At 62.4% G+C, this 17590-nt stretch carries 12 protein-coding genes; 11 read left to right on the top strand and 1 reads right to left on the bottom strand.

The genetic code is table 11. The features are described from left to right. The first annotated feature begins 36 nt into the window (after positions 1-36). The 11 genes from urtA (at position 37) to ureC (ending at position 10403) form a co-directional block, all read left to right on the top strand. Positions 37-1302, top strand: a complete 1266-nt coding sequence (gene urtA, locus R1A29_RS02510; protein WP_438300559.1) for an urea ABC transporter substrate-binding protein — start codon at positions 37-39, stop codon at positions 1300-1302. A gap of 232 nt (positions 1303-1534) precedes the next feature. Next, positions 1535-3037: an urea ABC transporter permease subunit UrtB gene (gene urtB, locus R1A29_RS02505; RefSeq protein WP_438300558.1), complete on the top strand. Its 1503-nt coding sequence runs from the start codon at positions 1535-1537 to the stop codon at positions 3035-3037. Next, on the top strand, positions 3037-4116 hold the full coding sequence (gene urtC, locus R1A29_RS02500; protein WP_438300557.1) for an urea ABC transporter permease subunit UrtC: 1080 nt from the start codon (positions 3037-3039) through the stop codon (positions 4114-4116). The genes urtB and urtC overlap by 1 nt, the downstream gene beginning before the upstream one ends. Further along, entirely contained in the window at positions 4113-4985 is an 873-nt protein-coding gene (gene urtD / locus R1A29_RS02495; RefSeq protein WP_438300556.1) for an urea ABC transporter ATP-binding protein UrtD, read from the top strand. The genes urtC and urtD overlap by 4 nt, the downstream gene beginning before the upstream one ends. Before the next feature lie 117 nt (positions 4986-5102). Further along, positions 5103-5801, top strand: a complete 699-nt coding sequence (urtE, locus tag R1A29_RS02490; protein WP_282474337.1) for an urea ABC transporter ATP-binding subunit UrtE — start codon at positions 5103-5105, stop codon at positions 5799-5801. 30 nt (positions 5802-5831) lie between these two features. Continuing rightward, positions 5832-6671, top strand: a complete 840-nt coding sequence (locus R1A29_RS02485) for an urease accessory protein UreD (RefSeq protein ID WP_438300555.1) — start codon at positions 5832-5834, stop codon at positions 6669-6671. A 225-nt stretch (positions 6672-6896) separates the two neighbouring features. Then, the gene (ureA, locus tag R1A29_RS02480) at positions 6897-7199 is read left to right on the top strand and encodes an urease subunit gamma (RefSeq protein WP_039766748.1); all 303 of its coding nucleotides are present in this window, start codon (positions 6897-6899) and stop codon (positions 7197-7199) included. A 9-nt stretch (positions 7200-7208) separates the two neighbouring features. Continuing rightward, positions 7209-7742, top strand: coding sequence for an N-acetyltransferase family protein (locus R1A29_RS02475; RefSeq protein WP_438300554.1), 534 nt, complete (start codon positions 7209-7211; stop codon positions 7740-7742). 5 nt (positions 7743-7747) lie between these two features. Further along, entirely contained in the window at positions 7748-8281 is a 534-nt protein-coding gene (locus R1A29_RS02470) for a GNAT family N-acetyltransferase (RefSeq protein ID WP_438300553.1), read from the top strand. Further along, a complete protein-coding gene (locus tag R1A29_RS02465; protein ID WP_438300552.1) occupies positions 8281-8586 on the top strand; it encodes an urease subunit beta in 306 nt (101 codons plus the stop codon). Before R1A29_RS02470 ends, R1A29_RS02465 begins: the two co-directional genes overlap by 1 nt. 116 nt (positions 8587-8702) lie before the next feature. After that, positions 8703-10403: an urease subunit alpha gene (gene ureC, locus R1A29_RS02460; RefSeq protein WP_438300551.1), complete on the top strand. Its 1701-nt coding sequence runs from the start codon at positions 8703-8705 to the stop codon at positions 10401-10403. A gap of 47 nt (positions 10404-10450) precedes the next feature. Here the strand turns inward: ureC and R1A29_RS02455 are convergent, their stop codons facing one another. Further along, positions 10451-17485: an NEL-type E3 ubiquitin ligase domain-containing protein gene (locus tag R1A29_RS02455; RefSeq protein WP_438300550.1), complete on the bottom strand. Its 7035-nt coding sequence runs from the start codon at positions 17483-17485 to the stop codon at positions 10451-10453. Positions 17486-17590 lie beyond the last annotated feature (105 nt).

Genomic DNA, 17590 nt, shown 5'->3' with positions numbered 1-17590 from the left:
ACCATAAAAAACTTTAACGTTCGTGGAGATCGCACAATGAAGCGTCGCAGTTTGATCAAGGCTTTCACACTCACGGCATCCATTGCCGCGATGGGCATGACCTGGACGGTACAGGCCGCCGAGACCATCAAGGTCGGGATTCTGCATTCGTTGTCCGGCACCATGGCGATCTCCGAAACCTCGCTCAAGGACATGGCGTTGATGACCATCGACGAGATCAACGCCAAGGGCGGGGTGAACGGCAAGATGCTCGAACCGGTGGTGGTCGACCCGGCGTCGAACTGGCCGCTGTTCGCGGAAAAGGGCCGGCAGCTGCTGACGCAGGACAAGGTGGCGGTGGTGTTCGGTTGCTGGACTTCGGTGTCGCGCAAATCGGTGCTGCCGGTGTTCGAAGAACTCAACGGTCTGCTGTTCTACCCGGTGCAATACGAAGGCGAAGAGATGTCGCCGAACGTGTTCTACACCGGCGCCGCGCCGAACCAGCAGGCGATCCCGGCGGTTGAATACCTGATGAGCGAAGAAGGCGGCGGCGCCAAGCGCTACTTCCTGCTCGGCACCGAATACGTCTACCCGCGCACCACCAACAAGATCCTGCGTTCGTTCCTGCATTCCAAAGGCGTCGCGGACAAAGACATCGAAGAGGTCTACACCCCGTTCGGCCACAGCGACTATCAAACCATCGTCGCCAACATCAAAAAGTTCTCGGCCGGCGGCAAGACTGCGGTGATCTCGACCGTGAATGGCGACTCCAACGTGCCGTTCTACAAAGAGCTGGCCAACCAGGGCCTGAAGGCCACCGACGTACCGGTGGTGGCGTTCTCGGTGGGCGAAGAAGAACTGCGTGGCATCGACACCAAACCGCTGGTGGGCAACCTCGCGGCGTGGAACTACTTCGAGTCGGTGGAGAACCCGGTGAACAAGAAGTTCGTCGATGACTGGAAAGCCTACGCCAAGAAACACAACCTGCCGGGCGCCGACAAAGCGGTGACCAACGACCCGATGGAAGCCACTTACGTCGGTATCCACATGTGGGCGCAGGCGGCGGAGAAAGCCAAGTCCACCGACGTCGACAAGGTCCGCGAAGCCCTCGGCGGCCAGACTTTCGCTGCGCCGTCCGGCTACACCCTGACCATGGACAAGACCAATCACCACCTGCACAAACCGGTGATGATCGGCGAGATCCAGGCCGACGGTCAGTTCAACGTGGTGTGGCAGACCGAAGGGCCGATCCGTGCGCAGCCTTGGAGCCCGTTCATTCCGGGTAATGACAAGAAGCCTGAGTATGCGGTGAAGAGCAACTGAGGCGGATTCAGACCTTGAGGCGGGCTTGAGATCTACCCCTCATCGGAACGCCGCCCGCCCAGCCCTCTCCCCCAAGGGGGCGAGGGGGAAAGGGAGCCGATCTTCAAGCTTTTCAAAGCCTGAGTTCGACTCGAATCTGCAAGTTGCAGCACATCGCCCAAACACCTCGGTCAGTCCCCTCTCCCTCCGGGAGAGGGTTAGGGTGAGGGGGCGGTTGAACAGGACACCATCAATGCCGACTGCCATCTACCGCTTTATCTGCGCCATCGCACTGCTGCTGCCGATGGCCGCTCATGCAGGCGACGCCGAAGACTTCGTCGCCGCCAACCCCGTGCAACAGGCAAAACTGCTGGAAGCCTGGGCCGCGCAGCCCGATCCGGCCCGTGTCGAACTGATCAACGCCCTGCAACAAGGCGAACTGACCCTCGACGGCCAAACCAAAACCCTGCGCCTGAACAACCGCCTGCGGGGTCTGATCGACACCGCACTGGCCAGCCACCAATTGCTCGCCGCCGACGCCAAAACCCGTCTGACCGCCGCGCAGCAATTGCAGAAAGGCGCCAAACCGGCGCAGCTGAAATTCCTCGACCGGCAACTGGCTGGCGAAACCGATGAAAGCGTCCACGCCGCCCTGAGCCTGGCGCTGGCCAACCTGCAACTGGTCGATACCGACCCGGCGGTGCGCCTCGCGGCCGTGCGTCTGCTCGGTGAAACCGGCGACCCGCTGGCCCGCACCCGCCTCGAAGGCCTGCTCGAACCCGGCGTCGAAGCCGACGCCAACGTGCGCACCGCCGCCGAAACCAGTCTCGCTCAGGTCAAACGCAAACTGCTGATCGGCGAACTGCTCGGCCAGGCGTTCAGCGGCATGTCCCTCGGTTCGATTCTGCTGCTCGCGGCCCTGGGACTGGCGATCACCTTCGGTCTGCTGGGGGTGATCAACATGGCCCACGGCGAGATGCTGATGCTCGGCGCCTACTCCACTTATGTCGTGCAGTTGATGTTCCAGCGCTACGCACCGCAGGCCATCGAGTTCTATCCGTTGATTGCGCTGCCGGTAGCGTTCTTCGTCACGGCCGCCATCGGCATGGCCCTGGAGCGCACGGTAATTCGTCACCTCTACGGCCGCCCGCTGGAAACCCTGCTCGCGACCTGGGGCATCAGCCTGATGCTGATTCAGCTGGTGCGTCTGGTGTTCGGTGCGCAGAACGTTGAAGTGGCAAACCCGGCATGGCTGTCCGGCGGGATTCAGGTGTTGCCGAATCTGGTGCTGCCGTACAACCGCATCGTGATCATCGCCTTCGCGTTGTTCGTGGTGGTGCTGACCTGGCTGTTGCTGAACAAGACCCGCCTGGGTCTGAACGTGCGCGCCGTCACCCAGAACCGCAACATGGCCGCCTGCTGCGGCGTGCCCACCGGGCGTGTCGACATGCTCGCCTTCGGCCTCGGCTCGGGCATCGCCGGACTCGGTGGCGTGGCGCTGAGCCAGATCGGCAACGTCGGCCCCGACCTCGGCCAGAGCTACATCATCGACTCGTTCCTGGTGGTGGTGCTCGGCGGCGTCGGGCAACTGGCCGGCAGCGTGTTCGCCGCGTTCGGCCTGGGCATCGCCAACAAGATTCTCGAGCCGCAGATCGGTGCGGTGCTCGGCAAGATCCTGATCCTCGCGCTGATCATTCTGTTCATCCAGAAACGTCCGCAAGGCCTCTTCGCACTGAAAGGACGGGTGATCGACTGATGAACCAGCCATTGATGCTTACGGCCACACAAAAGGCCGGCCCCAAAGTCACCCTCGCTGTCGGTGCCGTTGTTCTCGCGCTACTGATCGCCCTGCCGCTGCTGTCGCTATTGCCGGCAGACAGTGCGCTGCATGTCTCGGCCTACACCCTGACGCTGGTCGGCAAGATCCTCTGCTACGCCATCGTCGCCCTGGCGCTGGATCTGGTCTGGGGTTACGCAGGTCTTTTGTCGCTGGGCCACGGTCTGTTCTTCGCTCTCGGTGGTTATGCGATGGGCATGTACCTGATGCGTCAGGCCGCCGGCGATGGCTTGCCGGCGTTCATGACCTTCCTGTCGTGGACCGAGTTGCCGTGGTACTGGAGCGGCACCGGCAGCTTCCTCTGGGCCATGTGCCTGGTGGTGCTGGCGCCGGGTTTGCTGGCGCTGGTGTTCGGTTTCTTCGCCTTCCGCTCGCGGATCAAGGGCGTGTATTTCTCGATCATGACCCAGGCCCTGACCTTCGCCGGGATGCTGCTGTTTTTCCGCAACGAGACCGGATTCGGCGGCAACAACGGCTTCACCAATTTCCGCACGATCCTCGGTTTCGGAATCACCGAACCCGGCACCCGCGCGGTGCTGTTTCTGGCCACGGTGCTGTTGCTGGTGGCGAGTCTGTTCATCGGTTGGCGGCTGGCCCGCAGCAAGTTCGGTCGGGTGCTGACCGCGCTGCGTGATGCGGAAAATCGCTTGATGTTCTGCGGCTACGATCCGCGCGGGTTCAAGCTGTTCGTCTGGGTGTTGAGCGCGGTGCTCTGTGGCCTGGCCGGCGCGTTGTACGTGCCGCAGGTGGGGATCATCAACCCGAGCGAAATGTCGCCGACCAACTCCATCGAAGCCGCCGTGTGGGTGGCCCTTGGCGGGCGCGGCACGCTGATCGGCCCGCTGCTCGGTGCCGGGGTGGTCAACGGCATGAAGAGCTGGTTCACCGTGGCGTTCCCCGAATACTGGCTGTTCTTCCTCGGCGCGCTGTTCATCGTCGTGACGTTGTACCTGCCCAAAGGCGTGATCGGTCTGCTGAAGAAACGAGGTGAATCATGAGAGTCACGGCGAGCGCTGAATTCATGCTGGAGCCGGCCTTCTTCCCGCCGCTGGAACCGAACAAGGACGCCGGCACCAGCCGTGATGCCCTCGGTCTCGGCCAGCGCGTGGAGCCAGGGCTGAACACTCGTCACGGCACAATCCTGACCCTGGAAGACATCAGCGTCAGCTTCGACGGTTTCCGCGCGCTGAACGCTCTGAACCTGTACATCGGCGTCGGCGAACTGCGCTGCATCATCGGCCCCAACGGCGCGGGCAAGACCACGCTGATGGACGTGATCACCGGCAAGACCCGCCCGAGCCACGGCAAGGCGTGGTTCGGCGAAACCCTCGACCTGACGCAGATGAGCGAAGTGCAGATCGCCCAGGCCGGCATTGGTCGCAAGTTCCAGAAACCCACAGTGTTCGAAGCGCTGAGCGTGTTCGAAAACCTGGAACTGGCGCAGAAAACCGACAAGTCGGTGTGGGCCAGTCTGCGGGCGAAGTTGAGCGGCGAGCAGAAAGACCGGATCAGCGAAGTGCTCGACACCATTCGCCTGACCACCTCGGTCAATCGTCCGGCGGGGCTGCTGTCCCACGGGCAGAAACAGTTTCTGGAAATCGGCATGCTGCTGATGCAGGACCCGCAATTGCTGCTGCTCGACGAACCGGTGGCCGGCATGACCGACGCCGAAACCGAGTTCACCGCCGAGCTGTTCAAGTCGCTCGCCGGCAAGCATTCGCTGATGGTGGTGGAACACGACATGGGCTTCGTCGGCTCGATTGCCGATCACGTCACGGTGTTGCATCAGGGCAGCGTGCTGGCCGAAGGCGCGCTGGAACAGGTGCAGGCCGATGAGCGAGTTATTGAAGTCTATTTAGGGAGGTGAATCGGCCAGCTTCAAGCCGCAAGTTTCAAGCGGCAAGCCAAAAACAAAGCCATACACCCTCCCGCTTTAACTTGCAGCTTGAAGCTTGTCGCTTGAAGCCCAACTAACGGAGTTCCAATGCTACAGGTCCAAAAACTTCATCAGTACTACGGCGGTAGCCACATCCTGCGCGGTCTGAGCTTTGACGTGAAGGTCGGTGAAGTGACCTGCCTGCTCGGTCGCAACGGCGTGGGCAAGACCACGCTGCTCAAATGCCTGATGGGTCTGTTGCCGGCCAAGGAAGGCGCGGTGAACTGGGAAGGTCAACCGATCACCACGTACAAGCCGCATCAACGGGTACACGCCGGGATCGCCTACGTGCCCCAGGGCCGGGAGATCTTCGGCCGGCTGACCGTGGAAGAAAACCTGCTGATGGGCCTGTCGCGCTTCCCCGGCAGTGAAGCCAAGGAGGTTCCCGCGTTCATCTACGAACTGTTCCCGGTGCTGCTGCAAATGAAACAGCGGCGCGGTGGTGACTTGTCCGGTGGCCAGCAACAACAACTCGCGATTGGCCGCGCCCTGGCCAGCCGTCCACGGTTGCTGATCCTCGACGAACCCACCGAAGGCATCCAGCCATCGGTGATCAAGGAAATCGGCGCGGTAATCAAGAAGCTCGCGGCCCGGGGCGACATGGCGATTCTGCTGGTGGAACAGTTCTACGATTTCGCCGCCGAGCTGGCCGATCAGTATCTGGTGATGTCCCGGGGCGAGATCGTGCAGCAGGGCCGTGGAGAAAATATGGAAAGCGAGGGTGTGCGCGGGCTGGTTACGATCTAACCTGTAGCGTCCTAACGATAATCAGAAAATATGAATCTACCTTTAGCGACTGCCCTGTTTACCCCGAGCTGGCACGCCGAGCTGGAGCTGGCCTATGCCCGCTTCGGCGATTGCACGCGTCCTGTCCGTCGCCGACACCTCGGACCGCTGCGGGTGCAAAAGCATCTGTACGCCGAAGGGCCCGAGGTCTGCCAGCACATCATCGTCCACCCGCCGGGCGGCATTGCCGGCGGTGACCGGCTGAACATCAGCGCCCGCGTCGAACAAGACGCCTGGGCACAGATCACCAGCCCCGGCGCTGCCAAGTGGTATCGCGCGGCGGGCCCCGCTTATCAGTCGCTGAACCTGCATGTCGCCGCCGGCGCGACACTGGAGTGGCTGCCCCAGGAAACCATCGTCTACAGCGCCGCCCAGGCTGAACTCGCGACCTCGATCGAGCTTGAAGACGATGCGCGGCTGTTCTACTGGGACGTGGTGGCCCTCGGGCGCCCGGCCAGTGGCGAGCGCTTCGACCTCGGGCATTTCCAGGCGCATCTGGATATTCGCCGCGATGGCCGGTTGCTCTGGCATGAGCGCCAGCGCATCGTCGGCAACGATGGTTTGCTTGATTCGCCGATCGGACTGGACGGCCATCCGGTGTTTGCGACGTTGCTGGTGACCGGCGAAATCGATGCCGAACTGCTGGAGCGCTGCCGCTCGCTGGGGCATGAAGTGCGCGGGGATCTGACGCAATTGCCAGGGCTTTTGGTTGCGCGTTGTCTGGCCAGTGAAGCGTTGCTGGCGCGAGCGTGGCTTATTGAATTGTGGCGCTTGTTGCGGCCGAAATTGATGGGACGCGAGGCAGTACCGCCAAGAATATGGAACACCTGAAAACCAGCCCTCACCCCCCGCCCTCTCCCGGAGGGAGAGGGAGCCTGACCGAGGTGCCTGAAAAGAATTTGTTAACTCAAAAATGGTGCTGACTGAACTGGCCATAACAAACAACTGAGATCAGTCCCCTCTCCCTCGGGAGAGGGCTAGGGTGAGGGGGCGGTTCCAACTGACACCCCACTCACCGAAAGAACCACACAAATCTGCCCAAATGGATTTAAAACGATGGACCTGACCCCACGCGAAAAAGACAAGCTGCTGATCTTCACCGCCGGCCTCGTGGCCGAGCGGCGACTGGCCCGTGGCGTGAAGCTCAACTACCCGGAAGCCATGGCCTACATCTCGGCAGCGCTGCTCGAAGGCGCCCGGGACGGCCAGACTGTGGCCGAACTGATGCACTACGGCACCACCCTGCTGACCCGCGATCAAGTGATGGAAGGCATCCCGGAAATGATCCCGGAGATCCAGGTCGAAGCGACGTTTCCCGACGGCACCAAACTGGTCACCGTCCACCAACCGATCGTCTGAGGCCGCGCCATGACTTACACCATCCGCGATGCCCTGCACGCCGACCTGCCGGCGATCCGCGACATCTACAACGACGCCGTGCTCAACACCACGGCGATCTGGAATGAATCGGCCGTCGATCTGGGCAACCGTCAGGCGTGGTTCAGCGCCCGCCAGGCTCAGGGTTATCCGATCCTGGTGATCGTCGACGCCGACAACACCACCCTCGGCTACGCTTCGTTCGGTGACTGGCGGCCGTTCGACGGTTTCCGTCACACGGTCGAGCACTCGGTCTACGTGCGCAGCGACCAGCGCGGCAACGGCCTCGGCCCGCAACTGATGACCGCGTTGATTGATCGCGCCAAAACCTGCGGCAAGCACGTCATGGTCGCCGCCATCGAAAGCGGCAACGCGGCGTCGATCCGCCTGCACGAGCGCGCCGGTTTCATCACCACCGGACAGATGCCGCAGGTCGGTACCAAGTTCGGCCGCTGGCTCGACCTGACCTTCATGCAACTGACCCTCAATCCTGGCGCGGAGCCGCCGCCCGCCAACAAGGAGTGACACCGATGAACCCCGCCCAACTGCGACGCGTCAATGCTGAAAGTTTTGCGCACTATCGTCAGGGCCTGATCGAGCTGCTGCTGGACGCTGTGGGTTATGGCGCCAGCGTCGGCTTCATGGCCGACCTCGATGCCGCGCAGGCCCGCGTCTATTTCGATGAAGTGCAGGACAACCTGAACAAGGGCAACGTCTTGCTGTGGGTGGTGGTCAAGGACGAACAGGTGCAGGCCAGCGTGCAACTGGGCCTGTGCCAGAAGGCCAACGGCCTGAACCGCGCCGAAGTGCAGAAACTGCTGGTGCGCGAACAGGCCCGACGTCGCGGCCTCGGCCAACAGTTGATGGAAGCACTGGAACTGACCGCTCGCCAGTACAAGCGCGGCATGCTCTACCTCGACACCGAGGCCGGCTCCCCCGCCGAAGATTTCTACAAGGCCCTGGGTTACACCCGCGCCGGGGAAATCCCCGACTACGCCTGCGACCCGAACGGCACATACCGCCCGACGGCCCTCTATTACAAAGTCCTGCAAGGAGCGAACTGATGATTCCCGGCGAATACCGGATCCAGCCCGGCGATATCGAACTCAACGTCGGTCGCCGTACGATCAGCCTTAAAGTGGCGAACAGCGGCGACCGACCGATCCAGGTCGGCTCGCACTACCATTTTTTCGAGACCAACGACGCCCTGACCTTCGACCGCGCCGCCAGCCGTGGCATGCGCCTGAACATCCCGGCAGGCACGGCGGTGCGTTTCGAGCCGGGCCAGAGCCGGGAAGTCGAGCTTGTCGAACTGGCGGGGTTGCGTCGGGTTTTTGGGTTCGCGGGAAGGGTCATGGGCGACTTATAGGTCGACTTCAGCTGCGAGTTACAAGCTGCAAGAAAGAGCCTCTTGCGGCGCTCCTATCTGCTTTTTCTTGAGGCTTGCAGCTTAAAGCTTGCAGCTCAATTACGAGGAACGAGTGATTGAAGATTTCCCGTCAAGCCTACGCCGACATGTTCGGCCCCACCGTCGGCGACAAGGTGCGCCTGGCCGACACCGAGCTGTGGATCGAGGTCGAACAGGACTTCACCACCTACGGCGAAGAAGTGAAATTCGGCGGCGGCAAAGTGATCCGTGATGGCCAGGGCCAGAGCCAGTTGCTGGCGGCCGAAGTGGTCGATACCGTCATCACCAACGCGCTGATCATCGACCACTGGGGCATCGTCAAGGCCGACGTCGGCCTCAAGGACGGGCGCATCGCCGCCATCGGCAAGGCCGGCAACCCGGACGTGCAGCCCGGCGTGACCATCGCCATTGGCGCCAGCAGCGAAGTGATTGCCGGCGAAGGCATGATCCTCACCGCCGGCGGCATCGACACCCACATTCACTTCATCTGCCCGCAGCAGATCGAAGAAGCACTGATGAGCGGCGTCACCACCATGATCGGCGGCGGCACGGGACCGGCCACCGGCACCAATGCAACGACCTGCACTTCCGGGCCGTGGCACCTGGCGAGGATGCTTCAGGCGGCGGATGCGTTCCCGATGAACATCGGCCTCACCGGCAAGGGCAACGCCAGCCTGCCGGAGCCGCTGATCGAGCAGGTCAAGGCCGGCGCCATCGGTCTCAAACTGCACGAGGACTGGGGCACCACCCCGGCGAGCATCGACAACTGCCTGAGCGTCGCCGACCAGTACGACGTGCAGGTGGCGATCCACACCGACACCCTCAACGAGTCCGGTTTCGTCGAAACCACCCTCGGCGCGTTCAAGGGCCGGACCATCCACACCTACCACACTGAAGGTGCCGGTGGCGGCCATGCGCCGGACATCATCAAGGCTTGCGGCTTCGCCAACGTGCTGCCGAGTTCGACCAACCCGACCCGGCCGTTCACCCGCAACACCATCGACGAACACCTCGACATGCTGATGGTCTGCCACCACCTCGACCCGAGCATCGCAGAGGACGTGGCGTTCGCCGAAAGCCGCATCCGCCGCGAGACGATTGCCGCCGAAGACATCCTGCACGACCTCGGCGCGTTCTCGATGATCAGCTCCGACAGCCAGGCCATGGGCCGCGTCGGCGAAGTCATCACGCGCACCTGGCAGACCGCCGACAAAATGAAAAAGCAGCGCGGCCCGCTGCCACAGGACGGCGAAGAAAACGACAACTTCCGCGCCAAACGCTACATCGCCAAGTACACGATCAACCCGGCGATCACCCACGGCATCAGCCATGAAGTGGGTTCGGTGGAGGTCGGCAAATGGGCGGATCTGGTGCTCTGGCGCCCGGCCTTCTTCGGCGTCAAACCGACGCTGATCCTCAAGGGCGGCGCCATTGCCGCGAGCCTGATGGGCGACGCCAACGCCTCGATCCCGACTCCGCAACCGGTGCACTACCGCCCGATGTTCGCCAGTTACGGTGGCTCGTTGCACGCCACCAGCCTGACCTTCATCAGCCAGGCGGCGCAGGAATCCGGGCTGCCCGAAGCGTTGGGCTTGAAGAAAAAAATCGCCGTGGTCAAAGGTTGTCGCGACGTGCAGAAAACCGACCTGATCCACAACGATTACCTGCCGCAGATCGACGTCGACCCGCAGACCTATCAGGTCAAGGCCGACGGCGTGCTGCTCTGGTGCGAACCGGCCGAGACCCTGCCGATGGCCCAGCGTTACTTTCTGTTCTGAGACAAAACCCCGGTCGTCGATGCGATCGATGCCCGGGGTTTTGGCAGTCAGCGGGTCGACGTGTCCATCAGGTCCCGGGAAGTACTGCCGGTTCCGCTGGGCATCGGCTCGCCGGTCTCCAGGTGCGAGAGCTCGATCAGTTTCAGATTGCGCCCAATGCTCCGCTCGACCTCAAGCATCTGCACGGCCTCCCGATAGGCTGCGCTGCTCACGTCCTCGTGTTCACTTTCGAGCCGCTCGAGTTGTTCATCGGCATCGCGACCGAGCGCAGCAAACGCCTGCGGATATTTCTCGTTCAGGTACTGCACCCAGTATTCGCGGCTGATCAGGTCCTCATAGAACCGCTCGCTTTTCTCTGCCTTCACCACCGCCGCACGCGCGGCTGCCAGCTCATCGCCCCTGATCGGCCGGGCGAACCGCATATGGCTGGGCTGCCCCGGCAGTTGCAAACCATCCTCCCAGCCTGAGGTCAGGCCGATCCGATATTGCAGACGCACTTCCGCCGGATCGGCATGACGGCCCATGCTGCGGGCGGCGAGTTTTTCCACCTCGCCCAGACGGAACAGTTGCCGTGACAGGTCGAGCAAGGCGCGCCCCTTGTCTGCAAGACCGGACTGCAAAGGGTGCAAAGCGTTGTACTCGAACACCTTGACCTCGATTTCACTGAGCGCCAGGGTTCGCCCGTCGACGCAAGTGGTGTGCGTGGTGGCCATGGAAAACAGCGTTTCGCGCAATTCATGACTGCCGTCGGCCGCCTTGATGATGTCCCAGACGCGTCGCGTCAGATCGGCACGAAACACCCGGAACTCTTCGGTATCCGGCATGCGTGACAGCAGATGAAAAAACGCCGCGTTGTCGGGTTCCGCTGCCAGCCGGTTCCACATCGCTCGATGGGAGACGACGTCCTCGTGGGCAATGTTTTCAATCCACGGGGTGACCTGTTGGTCGAGGGCGCTTTCAGTCAGCGGCGCAAGCACCTCATCCATTTCCGTCTCACTCTCCGGGCCCGCACCTTCGTCATCACTTTCGGTGGTGCTGTCCAGGTCATCGATCATCCGGTCGATGTCGGCATAGGTCATGCCCAGTGCGTCGTGACGGCCATGGGCATCGGCGTACGCACGCAGCCGGACAAGACTCTGCTGTGATATTTCGTAATTCTCCGAAAGATTGCTGCCAGCGATCAGTGCGGCATGAGTGCCGTCATACAACTCGGAAGGAATCGACGCGATTTCGTTGTTGCTCAGATCGACCGCTTGCAAAGTCGGGGATTGCAGCGCCCCGTCCGGCCAGGCAGTGAGGAGATTGTCTTGCAGATTCAGTCGCTCGAGCCGGCCGAGACGGGTGATGTCGAACGTGCGCAGGCTGTTATGGCTCAGATCCAGCCAACGCAGTTGCTCCAGTCCCTCAAGGAGCGGATACAGCGTCGCGGATTGCACAAGGCCGGTGAACGACAGCTCAAGCCGTTCCAGTTGACGCATCTGCGCGACGGGGTCCGGAATTGCCGACAACTGGTTGCCGCTGAGACTGAGCCGACGCAGTTGCGTAAAAGCCTTGAGAAAACCGCTGGAACCATTCGTGGTGAGCTTGACCCCGGACAGATTCAGACTGCTGACCGCAGGCATTGCCTCGGCCAGCTCAGGCAGGTTGCCCACTTGCAGACCGTCCAGGCTCAACTCGCGATCAGTCACGCCGTTCCAGTCAATCGCACCTTCGCGCCAGCATTGGATGATGCGCTGCGCGGCGAGCTGGCGGCTGCGCGACGATACGACCCAATCCATGCCACGGGTTTCATGGGTGAACAGCCAGTCGTTCAGGCGCCGGGTCAGCGACTCGAACGACTGCTCCCAGTGCACGATCCGGGCGCTGATCTGCGTCTCGGCCAGCCCGGCGTCCTGCATCCGTTCGATGGCCGTCTGCGCGCGGGCAGCGTCGTAATCCGGGCGCAACCTCTGCACGCGCGCACCCCACGTCAACGGCCCCTCGTCCACCGGCACCGGCGGGAGCGGCAGCAGACGTCGGGCAATCACCGAGCCGCTTTCCGTGGGCGGCGCACGATGACGCGGCTCTTCCAGAGCAAAGCGTTGCAACGAACCGGCGATCAGCCCCCTGCCGTCCTCGATCCGCCGCCGGGCGACGGCCAGCTCGGCCTTTGTCTGCGGGGTCAACGGAGTACCGGTCAGGCTGGTGTCGAGCAGCAACCGGTCGTCGGCCAGCAACGCATCGGGCAACGTCGTCAAGCGGCTGTCGCTGAGATCGAGCCAGGTCAGCTCGGGCAATGCCTCGGCTCCGACCGGCCATTGATCGATGGCGGTCTTGCTCAGGTCGAGCGCCTTCAATCGGTTCATCCCGCGCAAATCAATACGGTCGAGCGGGTTGTCATGCAGGTTCAGGGTTTCGAGCGCCGGCAGATCGCCCGGCTCCAGCGGCAATGCCGAGAGTTTGCAATGGCTCAGGTCCAGGGTATCGATGCCACGGAAAGTGCGGATGAAACCACGCATGTGTTCCAGCGGAGCCTCCAGCCCTGCCAGGTGCAAACTTCGGACATGGTTGAACCCCTCGGCGGGCAAGGTCGGCAGGCTGTCCATGGGCGAACCGAGAATATCCAGCACCGAGGCATCGTTGGGCAAACTGACATAGAGGTTGAAAAACACGCTTTCGGTACGTGCACCAAAACGCTGAAACAACCCGCCACGCCAGTTGTTCTTCAGTACCTCGACCACCGCCGAACGCGCGGCACCGCCATTGAACACGGTCGGTCCGGGGCCGACCCACTCCTGCAACCGGTTCAGTTCGCCGAACTGCTCCCCCAGGGTTTCGATGGCCGCAAGCCGGCTGGTCGAGTCGGTGAATTGCGCTTTGAACCCATTGCTCAAGACATCGAACAGACTGGGTTCCATGCCGACAAAACGCTTGAGTTCGCCGCGACAGTAATCAGCGACCATTTCATCCAGATCGACCAGATGACGCGGCTGACTGCGGATGAACTCGTAGATCGGCTTGAATACCCGACGCGGAAACTTCGACCAGTCCAGAGACAGGCCGGACAACAGTCGCTGATGGCCTTCATAGATTTCCACCGGCAGGCTGCTGATCGCCGTCGAGCGCAGGTTCAGGCGCTCGAGCCGGGGCAGGTCCAGCACGCCGAGCGGCCATTGGTGCATTGCCGGGCTGGCGACTTCGAGCCTGCGTAACTGCCGCATGCCACTCATATCAAGTGTCGTCGGCACCACTGGATGCATCCCGCCACCGGTACAGTGCAACTCAAGCTCTTCAAGCCGGATCAACTCCCGAAGCCGCGCCGCCACTTTCGCGGTAACCGGTGTCGACAGTTTCAGGCGAGTCATGTGCCGCAGCGACCTCAGTGTCGTGAGTACCTTGTCGAACTCTGCAATGCTCGCACTCAGCGCCAGCTTCTCGACATTGGGAAATGCGGCGAGCGTATCGGCGACCGCCGGGGCACGCAGCGTGAGTTCGCGCACATGGGAGAAATCCGCCGATATCGACGGCAACCGGGCGCCGCTGACGATCGTGAGGCTCGCCGCCTGAGGATCGTGTTCGGCCAAGGGCGCGTTGCGCCAACTGTCCTTGATACCTTGCACACATCGCCTGAATTCATCTTCGGCGATGTGAAAGCGCGTGTCCTGCCCGGCAAGCCATCGGTCGAGCGTCGCTTCAAGCTCCCGCCACTCGCTCATGCGGTTGTTGAGCAGATGAAAGATCTGTTGGTCGGTCTTGCCCAGCCGCCATTGTTCAAGAATGAAACCCCGGGCCTGCGCGTCGCTCAATCGCGGATAGACATTCTGGACGTGGCCGGTCAACACCGGGTCCGGCCCCGGTCCATCGCCACTGGCCGGATACCCCAACAACCCGGAAGCAATACGACGAGGCGGTCTGAACCGCCGGCCGGCGGAAGAGGCGGATTGAAACACCCGCGCGCAATCAATGCGATGAGCACATGCGTAATCAATGATCGCGCGTTGCAACTCCCCGCTTTGCCCCACCCGTGGCAATCCGATCGAGCGCCGCGCCTCATCGGGCAGGGCATGCATCAGCGAAGCGTAAAAGTTGTCCCCTCTGGCGGGCATACTGTTGAGTGTTTCGGCGCGGTCATTGAAGGCCTGCCAGGATGTGCCGTTCCTGACCACGAATTTGCGGTGCGACGCCGTCTCGTTGCCGATGCCATCGATCAGCGGCCCGCCGCCACGGCCTTCGCGCAGCTCCAGACGTACGTCGTCGGGCCAGCCCGGAAGTCTGCTCAATGTGTGCAGCGCCAGTCGGGCGCTGTCGGTCGACGCCATGGTATCGCTGTGCAGCCCGGCCATGGCCCGGGTCAGGCGCCCTTCACCGGCATACCAGCGGCCGATTTCCTGTAAATGCAGCGGAACCCGCGACGAACTGTCCAGCCGTGCAAGCTCTTCGGCATCCGCCTGTCGCAACACGGCTTGCGCAGCCCGCGCTGTAAGGCCCGGCTGGACTCGTTGCAGCTTTGCGACACGGGGAGCAACAGGATCGCCGGTGCCTAAAAGGCTCTGGAACAGCGCCGGTTTGCGGGTCTCGGCAAAGTCGCCAAACTGCCTGGCCAGTTCCTGCGGTCTCAGGGCCGCTATCCGTGCGGGCTCACCACCGAGCAATCGCACCACTTCGGTTTCATCCAGCGAAGCCAGAATACGCGCCGGCAACTCACCGTTAAGCACCTCGGCCCGGCTGACCCGGATCGGCGCCTTGCCACCGCGCCGTGTTCCGTAACGGCGCGCAGGCCCCGAAAACTCGGGGGAGTCGTAGACCTTCAACTGCCTCCCCCACGGCCAGCGCGGCATCTCGGGCAGCAAGGGCAACACCTGCAGATAACGACCGTCGATGGGCTGCCGGCCAGCGATTTGTTCGACGATCAGTCCGGCCTCCCTTTCAGCGCGGAACAAACCCATGGCGTCCGCCAGCTCCGGGGGTGGCAAGGCATTGTCCAGGTGCATCTTGCGCAGGGCGTCATCGCTGACACCGGCGACGTCGGCAACCGTCAGCAACTGCTCGTCGGCAAAAGCGTCCGTGCTGTGGCCGATGCGCCGCAGCAGTGTCAAGCGATCCCAGTCCTGCGGCCGCTCGAGCGTATGCCGCCAGGCACCGGCCCCGTTGTGCGTCAACGTTGGCCGATACGCCGCGGGATCACGTGGATGTTCGATGCGCCATGCCTTGAGCGATTCGTCGTAAGTCTGCCGGTAGGTCTTGCCCTCAAGCCGAATGTAGCGGTGTTGCCCGATTTCGTACTGCCCCAGCGCATTGGGCACCGAGCGCGAATCCAGCGCGACAGGACTCTCGTAAGCCTTCAGGTCGGGCTTCCACAAACGGAGCGTGCCATCGGGCATCTGCACTTGCTGCAGGTTCTCTATGACGGGCACCGACCTGGCAGCCGTCAGCCGGGCGAGACCTTTGCCGGCGCCTGCCATCAGGGCAATCAGTGCAAGGTTCTGCGCCACGTCGAGCAAATGCGCCTTCGCGGCCTTGCGGTCGCCTTCACTCCATTCGATCGCCCCCTCAAAGGTTTCCTCGAACAGTTGCCCGGCCATCACCACCATCATCACTTCGCCCAGCACCGGCACGAACATCGAGACGCCCATCAATACCAGCATGCCAATGTTCGACAATGCAGCGAGTTTTGCTGAGCGCACGCGGGCGTCGACATCCGCCGTCGGCACAGCGTGGCTGCGGGCATCAGCGATCAACCGGTCGCGATGCTCATCGAACTGGTAACGCCAGAGGTCGATATTGTCCGACCAGATCCCGCCTCCCCGGTGGGGCAGGGAGTGCGGATCCAGATACGGATCGGCATTCGGCACCTGCCCGACCGGGCGCGCAGGCGGTAATTCGCGAATGCCGGTCAGGGCCATGTTGATCGGGCTCAGCGCCTTGAAAACCTCATTGGCCAGCGGAGCATAGGGCGCCAGCCGTTGAGCGAAGGTCCGGTCGGGTGTGTCGTCAGTGAACTGGCTGAAATAATGCGGCCGGTCGGCATACGCAACGAACCGACTGAAAAACCGCTGGTAGGCATTCGGCTCTGCAGGGTGAGTCTGTGTGCCGTCACGCGCGGTGAAGCGCTGCTTGAACATCGCCGCGATTTCCCGGCGCTTGTAACGCTTGAGCGGGTGAAAGGGATCGCCGGGGATATACAGGATCGAATCGTCGCTGTAGCGGTATTTCTCGCAGATCGTGAACATCACGCAACCGGTCATGCGCCTGCCCATCAGGCTCAGATCGCGGAACCAGATCTGCCGGTGCCCCTGACGTGGTGCCAGCTCGCCATTGAGGACCGAGCGAATCGAGGCATAGTCTTCGCGCCCGATGTCGCCGTTGAGCAGCGCCAGTTCGGCAGCTGCACGCAATGCCGTCTTGTGGGCGTCGATAAACTTGTCGCGCAGCACATGCCCGGCCACCGCGTCCCCGGGATACAGGAACGCCTTGAGGTAATCCTGATAGTTCGCCCCGATGTCGAGTGATCGGCACAGCCCTGTGAATTGCTCGACCGTCAGACGGGTATTCAACGGTTCCAGGGTTCCCGCAGTCGAGGTTTCGATGCGCAATCCCGAAGTTCGATGAAAGGCCCCGCTTTCACATTCCCGGGCTTCGAAGTTATGCAGCGCCGCTTGCAGCAGAGGCAGTTTCAGGAATTCGAAGTAATCGATTTCGATGGAAAAAATCCCCATTTCCACCGGTTTGTTCAGCACCAGCCAGGTCTTGTTGACGTCGAGCGTCACGTTGAACTGGTCTTTGAGGGCCTTGCTCAGCAACGGCGCTGCAAACTGATCGATGTCCTGGAAACCCGACATGGCCTTGTCCAGGGTTGCCTGGGCGGCAAGGCTGGCGGTCATGGCGTCGCCGAGGATTTGGCGTTGATCGCGGGATGCGTGCCTGTACCAGTCCGGTGTGGCGGAATCGGCATGTTTCAAAGCCTCACGCTGAAGCGGCGCAGCGTTGATCAGCCACCCGGGACTGGACTGCTGCAGCAGGTCGGCGTGCAGACTTTGCGTCACAACCGGGCCCGGTGGCGCAACGGCGTCCAGAGAGGGTGAGGCGGCGGGGATGTCGGACATGGGTTCACTCCTTGAAATGGAGCGAAAGCAGACCATGGAGAACCGCCGTGGCCGAGGTACATATGTCTTGTCGCACGGCGTCTTGTCAGCGCAAATTTCAGGCCC

Origin of the sequence: Pseudomonas sp. NMS19W (assembly GCF_051554255.1) — a bacterium.
GTDB classification, from domain to species: domain Bacteria; phylum Pseudomonadota; class Gammaproteobacteria; order Pseudomonadales; family Pseudomonadaceae; genus Aquipseudomonas; species Aquipseudomonas kribbensis.
This window is presented reverse-complemented; position numbering and strand designations above follow the sequence as displayed.

What these genes read in the sequence shown, in the direction of transcription:
- urtA (WP_438300559.1), top strand. Translation starts at nt 37, where the DNA reads ATGAAGCGTCGCAGTTTGATCAAGGCTTTCACACTCACGGCATCCATT.
- urtB (WP_438300558.1), top strand. Translation starts at nt 1,535, where the DNA reads ATGCCGACTGCCATCTACCGCTTTATCTGCGCCATCGCACTGCTGCTG.
- urtC (WP_438300557.1), top strand. Translation starts at nt 3,037, where the DNA reads ATGAACCAGCCATTGATGCTTACGGCCACACAAAAGGCCGGCCCCAAA.
- urtD (WP_438300556.1), top strand. Translation starts at nt 4,113, where the DNA reads ATGAGAGTCACGGCGAGCGCTGAATTCATGCTGGAGCCGGCCTTCTTC.
- urtE (WP_282474337.1), top strand. Translation starts at nt 5,103, where the DNA reads ATGCTACAGGTCCAAAAACTTCATCAGTACTACGGCGGTAGCCACATC.
- R1A29_RS02485 (WP_438300555.1), top strand. Translation starts at nt 5,832, where the DNA reads ATGAATCTACCTTTAGCGACTGCCCTGTTTACCCCGAGCTGGCACGCC.
- ureA (WP_039766748.1), top strand. Translation starts at nt 6,897, where the DNA reads ATGGACCTGACCCCACGCGAAAAAGACAAGCTGCTGATCTTCACCGCC.
- R1A29_RS02475 (WP_438300554.1), top strand. Translation starts at nt 7,209, where the DNA reads ATGACTTACACCATCCGCGATGCCCTGCACGCCGACCTGCCGGCGATC.
- R1A29_RS02470 (WP_438300553.1), top strand. Translation starts at nt 7,748, where the DNA reads ATGAACCCCGCCCAACTGCGACGCGTCAATGCTGAAAGTTTTGCGCAC.
- R1A29_RS02465 (WP_438300552.1), top strand. Translation starts at nt 8,281, where the DNA reads ATGATTCCCGGCGAATACCGGATCCAGCCCGGCGATATCGAACTCAAC.
- R1A29_RS02455 (WP_438300550.1), bottom strand. Translation starts at nt 17,485, where the DNA reads ATGTCCGACATCCCCGCCGCCTCACCCTCTCTGGACGCCGTTGCGCCA.